Genomic DNA, 6,886 nt, shown 5'->3' with positions numbered 1-6,886 from the left:
TATTGTATCGCATCGATTTCTTTCTGTCAAGAACTTTTTTGAATTTCTTTTCAAAAACCTCTTGGCCAGATCCGCAAGCAACATCTCCCAACCGCTTGCCATTCAAGGCTTGCTGGTTGTTTTCCGTTGCCGTATCTCTCAGCGACTTGTATTATGATACACGTCTTTTCCGTATATGTCAACACCTTTTTCTAAAAAAATCATAAATCCTGCAAAAAAACATAAAAGCGCGGCCATAAAAACCATAGCCACGCTTTTGCCTAGTAAAAACAACTTATAATTGAATATTGGTAATGATACGCCCCAAACGCGTACCTGAAAGCAGATTCCAAGTCCACTTGATGGCTACCGTAAGGTTCGTATGTGCACCTGCCAAGCGAATCAGATGTACGAACATCCAAGCGCACCAAGCTATGAAGCCCGTCATTTGCGGATTCACGCTTGTCTTGTTGACCACAGCTTCGCCACGGCCGATCGTAGCCATAGCGCCTAAATCTTTATACTGGAAAGTTGCCAAATCCTGCTCACCACGAATAAGCTTCATGATATTATCATGCGCCACCTGCGCCTGCTGCGTAGCCACCGGTGCCACAGTTGGCAGCGGACGCTCCGTCCCATGCTGGAAATGCGCACAGTCGCCGATAGCAAAAACATCGGTTGCCCCGTCTACCTGCAATTTTTCATTGACAATGACACGTCCAGCGCGATCGACTTCGCTGCCGCAATTAGCTATGAACGGAACCGCCTTGACACCAGCTGCCCAAATAACCGTCTGTGTGGGAATCTCCCGGCCATCCTTCAGCTTGAGCGTCTTGCCATCATAATCTACGACCTGCGTATTGAGCATGACATTGACGCCCTTCCGGCGCAGTACTTTAACTGTATAATCGCGCAGATTCGGTGCCATCATCGGCAGGACACTATCCGTCGCCTCAATCAAGGTAACGCTGACTTCATTGAAATCAAGGTTATGGTATTCTTTTTTCTGGATGCCGATAAGCTCCGAGATCGCACCGGCCTCCTCAATGCCCGTCGGGCCGCCGCCAACGACGACAAAGCTCAACATGCGGCGGCGTACTTCCTCATTATCCTCATGCTTGTTCGCACGTTCAAACATATGGATGACATGGTTGCGGATATGGATAGCCTCCTGCAGCGTCTTCATGCCATAGGAATTCTTCTCGACATTCTCCATACCAAAGAAATTCGTCGTAGCACCAGCGGCCAGGATCAGGTAATCGTAGGCAATCTCGCCATGGTTCGTCAGCAGTACCTTGCGCTGCTGATCGACCCCCTGTGCCTTGGCCATGAAGAACTCCACATTCTTGTTCTTGCGGAAGAACGTACGGATAGGATAGGCAATCTCATCGGTAGACAGGACAGCCGTCGATACCTGATAAAGCAACGGCTGGAACAAATGGAAATTATGACGGTCCACAAGCATGACCTCCACGTCATCCTTTGCGAACAGTTTTGCCAGCTTTACACCGCCAAAGCCAGCGCCAACAATTACAATACGAGGTTTCTTGTCTGCCATGTTAAAGCCCTCCCAGCATCCATCAGCAAGATTACAGAATCTAACAATCGATAAAGTGAAAAAAATCACTTTAATAGCTAAAAATAAAAGACAATTCTTAGAGAACGTGTTTTTTTGAACTTACTTGCTTATCGTTCAACCATCGTTCGATTGTCTACGGGTACTATCATAACACGTTCTCACACAAATGCAATAGGATTTTTACATTTTTCTGTGAATTTATTATTGCATCCCATTCTTCTGTAAATCCTCCATGGATTCTGTCCTTATTCATTTTCTTTGAACGTGAAAAGAATAACAAGCTTGGGTACAACTTGCAGTTTGTAAATTACCGTGTTTTATTCGAGGAAAGCCGCGCCGCCGGGCAGGGGAGTACCAACGCTTCACTTAGATGCTTTGCTAAAAATATTTTTTGCCTTTAACTAAGCATTGAAAAAGTTCCCAAACGCGCTACGCTTGAACGGTGTGAATTTTTCAACGGAATGTGTAGGCAAAAAATATTTTGTACCGAGTTTGTTTTAACCACGTACGGACAGATAAAATGCAATTTATGACTTTTCTACGCGCTTATTACATAAAAAACGGTAGCAGCAAATTTGCTACTACCGTTAAAGTTTGACTTTATGGAAACTCTATATCAATAGCGTTTACGCTTGACCGATGATGGATACCCTAACTGCTCGCGGTATTTCATAACCGTCCGGCGTGAAATATCCATTTGACGTTCTTTGAGCAGCTCGCAGAGTTTCTGGTCGCTAAGCGGCCGATGCGGGTCTTCGCCCTTTATCAGTTCCTCAATGGCCGTCTTGGCCTGCACAGCTGCAAAATCTTCGCCACTGCCACTCTTAGCCAGGTTCGCCGAGAAGAACCGCCGCAGCGCCATGATGCCATTGGGCAGCTGCACGTATTTGTTGGCTACGGCCCGGCTGACCGTCGACTCATGGACACCAATGGCATCAGCCACATCCTTCATCGTCATCGGACGCAGGGCGTTCTTGCCCTGTGCCATGAATTCCGGCTGCCGCCGCAGGATCTCCTCGACCACATGACGGATCGTCGTCCGCCGCTGCTCGATGCTGTTGATGAGCCACGCAGCCGCATTCAAGCGCTGCGTGATATACTTGCGCGTCTCAGCATCGAAGCCTTCGGCATGCTGATAAGCCGCCGAGATCCGCAGCTGAGGCACATAGTTATCATTGAAGCTCACACGATAATCCCCGTCGATTTCCTGCACGAGCACATCAGGCGTGATGAACGCCGCTGCTTCGCCGCCGTAAGCAGCGCCCGGCTTCGGATCCAGCCGGCGGACGATGTCGACAGCCAGCTGCACCTCCTGCGGACGGCAATGCTCAGCCGCGGCAATCTCCTTGATGCGCGCTTCCGCCACATCGTCGAGGTGATGATCGATGACTGCTGCCACCAGCCCCTCATAGATGCCCTGACGCTGCGCTTGCAGACGCAAGCATTCTGCAAGGTCGCGAGCCCCCACGCCAGCAGGTTCGAACAACTGAACCTGCTGCAGGACAGCTTCGACTTCTGCCAGCGTGGCCTGCATCGCCCGGGCGATTTCTGCCAGCGGCACCACCAGATAGCCCCGCTCATCGATCGAGCCGACGATGAACGTAGCTATCGCGCGCTCCTCCACCTTGTGGAAGGTAAACTTCACCTGCTCAAGGAGCTCGTCCTCCAGCGTCAGCACTTCGGCCTCAGCCGCCTCAGCGCCATGTTCCTGCTCATCGGTGAAATACCCCGCTGAGCCATTTTCCTCCCCGAGATAGTCACGGAGCCGCGACAGATTGTCCGCTTGCAGCAGTTCGCCGTCAGCCGGCGCCCCATCGCCATAGTCCATTTCCAGCGCAGGATTCTCCAGATATTCTTTTTCGATCTCCGCCCGCAGATCCTGCGCAGAAAGCTGCAAGATCTGGATGGCTTGCTGCATCTTCATCGTCATTGCCAGATGCTGCGAGAGATTCATATTCAGTGATTGTTCTGCTTGCATAAAAGGAACTCCTTCGCGGGAAATGGACGCGGCTGCAGCGCCTGCGGACTACGCCCTTATTTCTGAGACATTGCGGCTGCAATAGCTGCACCAAGCCCCGAGCCGCCATTTTCCAGTACTGTATCGATTTCAGCTGCATCCTCGCCCAAAAGCTCCGACAAGGCACGCATGATATTCTCCTTAGCCAGCGGCATCTTCTCATAGACTGAGCCGTCAATGGCAATATGCTGTTTCTGCGGTTTGCCCTTGCCAGCCTGCTGCCAGATGATGCCAACAAAGGAAGCCGTTACCAGGCGTGCCGAACGGACAACCAGTGCCGATGCCAGCTGCTGGACAAGCTCACAATCCTCAGCGCCCAAGGTCTTGCCCGTTTTCGCGGCTACGATCTCCGCTACCTGCGCGCGCTTGGCACTCTCATCGACAATGATATTGCTCATATCGATGCTGGTGAAGCCATACGCCTTACCTTTCTCGCCCAGCAGCTCTGCCATGGCCATACCGAAGAGCTCTCCCATGTAGCGGCCCGAAACCATCTTCTCGAGACGCTGCTCACCCGGCTTCTCCGAATTCTTGTCGTACTCGACATCAAAGCGGTTCGGTGCCAGCTTCATGAAACCGCCCGACTCAAGGTTCAGGATCATCGGCTCAGCGGCACTGTCAGCATAGGGCTCAAGATAGCAGGTATTATGCCCCGTCGCATAGATCGAGCCGATGTAGATGTCCGGCTGCTTGTAGGCTGCGGCCAGCAGTACAGCTACCGTATCGTTGATGACCGCCGTCGGCTCGACATTGTCGATGCCCTGGCGATGCAAAGCTGCCTTGAGCAGGTCGTTGACGACCTCGCCCTCGACACCAGCCGTCGCAAATTCCTTCGTCCAGATGATGAGCTTGGCATTGTAGAGATCCGTCTGCTCCGAGGGGAACGAGAACGTATGGCCCAGCAGATACTTCGTCTCATGGTCGCCTTCCACAGCCTCATCCACGAGCTCCGCAATGAAGTCAAACATCTGCTCAGCCGTCGAACCAGCACCGACAAAATCATAGACGCCTTCCACGCGCAACGGCTTGGCAACCTTCTTGACTACCTCAAACTTGCCTGCGCCCTCAAGGCGGATACGCAATACACGCACGTTCGTGCCACCGAAATCCAGCGCGAGGTACTCGCCCGTCTCCTTGCCGGTTGGCAAGCCTACATACGATTTGAGCATGCGCAGCGACGACTCGTCAGGGTTTTCCAGCCCCTTGACCAGGTCATAGCGGAAGTCAGCCGCGATTTCCTGCAGCTGGTCGCCATTTACCGTGAATTCCCGGATGATGTCCTCAAATAGATTCTTGTCGAATGCCATGGTTACTATCTCCTTTTACCTCTTGAATTTATAAGTCATTGCTGATTTTCAGCAATTTCCTCCAGATATGCCCAGCGCTCCATCAAATGCTCAAGCTCCGCCTGCAGCCGGCCCTCCTCCTTGCTCAGTTCGTTCAAGCGGCCATAGTCGGCTGCATGCTGCTCCATCTGCAGCTGCACCACCTTGAGCTCGCCTTCCTTGCTCGCAATGATGCCCTCGATTTCTGCATACTCTTTCTGCTCCTTGAAGGTCAGCTTTGGCTTTGTCTCCGTGCGCGGCGCACTCTTGACCGGGTCCTTCACCGCCTGCGCCACATGGACCGGCGCTTCCGGACCCGCAGCGGCCCTTGCCGCCAGCTTTTCCTGATAGTAGGAATAGCCGCCCGCATACATCGTCAGGCTGCCGTCCGCCTCATAGGCAAACACCTTGTCAGCAAGCCGGTCGACGAAAAAGCGGTCATGGGAAACAAATACGATAGCCCCGCGGAAATCATCGATGAAGGCTTCGAGCACCGCCATGGTCTCAAGATCGAGATCATTGGTCGGCTCGTCAAGCAGCAGCACATTCGGCTCCTCCATAAGCACGCGCAAAAGATACAATCGCCGCTTCTCACCACCTGAGAGCCGGGCGATTGGCGTCCATTGGAGATTGCCAGGGAACAGGAAGCGCTCCATGAGCTGCGAAGCCGAAATCCGCGTGCCATCCGCCAGTGTGATGTGATGGGCCGCCTCCTGAATGTACTCGATAGCCCGCAGGCGTTCGTCCATCTCCACGCTGCGCTGCGTGAAATAACCGATCTTGACCGTCTGCCCGATGGTAACGGTACCGCTTGTCGGCTGCAGTCGCCCCGCCAAGATGTTGAGCAGGGTAGACTTGCCTGTGCCATTGGGGCCGAGTATGCCTACCCGGTCATTGCGCAGCAGCGTATACGAGAAATCCTTGATGATGGTCCGCCCGTCCACCACATAATGGACGTGGTCAAGCTCAATGACCGTGCGGCCCAGACGGCTGCCGGCCAGACCGATCTCGACCGTGCCCCGGTCAAGATCGACACTTTGGTTCTTCACTTCCTCATAGCGCTCGATGCGGGCCTTCTGCTTGGTCGAGCGCGCCTGCGCACCACGGCGCAGCCACTTGAGCTCATTGCGCAGGAAATTCTGCCGCTTCTGCTCACTGGCCTGTTCACGCTCGATGCGCGCAGCCTTCTGCTCGAGGAATTCCGAATAATTGCCGCTGTAAGTATAGGCCTTCCCCTTGTCGAGCTCGAGAATCTTCGTCGCCGTATGATCGAGGAAGTACCGGTCATGCGTGACCATCAGCACCGCACATTTCTGTCCCTTTAGATACTCCTCCAGCCAGACGATCGTCTCGCTGTCAAGATGGTTCGTCGGCTCATCCAGCAGCAGCAGATCGCAGGGCTGGATGAGGGCGGTCGCCAGGGCCAGCCGCTTCTGCTGGCCGCCCGAGAGCGTGCCGGCTTTCGCCGTGTAGTCGCCGATGCCCAGCTTCGTGAGCACCGTCTTGGCGGCACTTTCGATCTGCCAGCCATCCAGCTCATCGATCTTGGCCGTATAGGTCATGATCGCCTGCTGGACCCTCTTGTCCTCGGGATGCTTCGCCGATTCCGCCAATGCCAGCTCATAGCCGCGCAGTGCCTGCATCAGAGGCGTCATGCCCCGGAACACCTCCATCAGGACGGTGTTTTCCGGCTCAAAGACCTTGTCCTGGGCCAGATACTCGATGCGCAGCCCCTTCATCGTGACCATCGAGCCCTCATCCACCGGCGTGAGCCCAGCAATCGCCTTGAGGAACGTCGACTTGCCAGTGCCGTTGATGCCGACGATGCCGACCTTGTCGCCCTCGTCCATGCTGAAGCCAACACCCTGGAACAGCTGCTTTTCCCCATAGCTCTTGGCAAAATTCTCGATTGTGATTATCATGCAATGATCTTCCTAACTTACAACATGCTCTTTCATTATAATTGTTTTGACGTGAAAAACCTAG

General features: G+C 53.6%; 4 protein-coding genes. All 4 read right to left on the bottom strand.

Features of this window, described 5'->3' with window-relative positions:
- Positions 1-274: 274 nt before the first annotated feature.
- The 4 genes from FZ041_RS09160 to FZ041_RS09145 all read right to left on the bottom strand — a co-directional run bounded on the left by FZ041_RS09160 (position 275) and on the right by FZ041_RS09145 (position 6,822).
- Positions 275-1,537: an NAD(P)/FAD-dependent oxidoreductase gene (locus FZ041_RS09160; RefSeq protein ID WP_075444711.1), complete on the bottom strand. Its 1,263-nt coding sequence runs from the start codon at positions 1,535-1,537 to the stop codon at positions 275-277.
- Between the two features lie 637 nt (positions 1,538-2,174).
- Positions 2,175-3,536: an RNA polymerase factor sigma-54 gene (rpoN, locus tag FZ041_RS09155; protein WP_075444709.1), complete on the bottom strand. Its 1,362-nt coding sequence runs from the start codon at positions 3,534-3,536 to the stop codon at positions 2,175-2,177.
- 56 nt (positions 3,537-3,592) lie between these two features.
- The gene (locus tag FZ041_RS09150) at positions 3,593-4,882 is read right to left on the bottom strand and encodes a hexokinase family protein (protein ID WP_149189336.1); all 1,290 of its coding nucleotides are present in this window, start codon (positions 4,880-4,882) and stop codon (positions 3,593-3,595) included.
- 35 nt (positions 4,883-4,917) lie between these two features.
- Positions 4,918-6,822, bottom strand: coding sequence for an ABC-F family ATP-binding cassette domain-containing protein (locus tag FZ041_RS09145; RefSeq protein WP_149189335.1), 1,905 nt, complete (start codon positions 6,820-6,822; stop codon positions 4,918-4,920).
- Between the last annotated feature and the right edge of the window lie 64 nt (positions 6,823-6,886).

It is taken from the genome of Pseudoselenomonas caprae, from assembly GCF_008271345.1.
GTDB lineage: Bacteria > Bacillota > Negativicutes > Selenomonadales > Selenomonadaceae > Selenomonas_A > Selenomonas_A caprae.
Note: the sequence above shows the minus strand (reverse complement) of the source record. Positions and strands in the feature narration are given on the sequence as shown.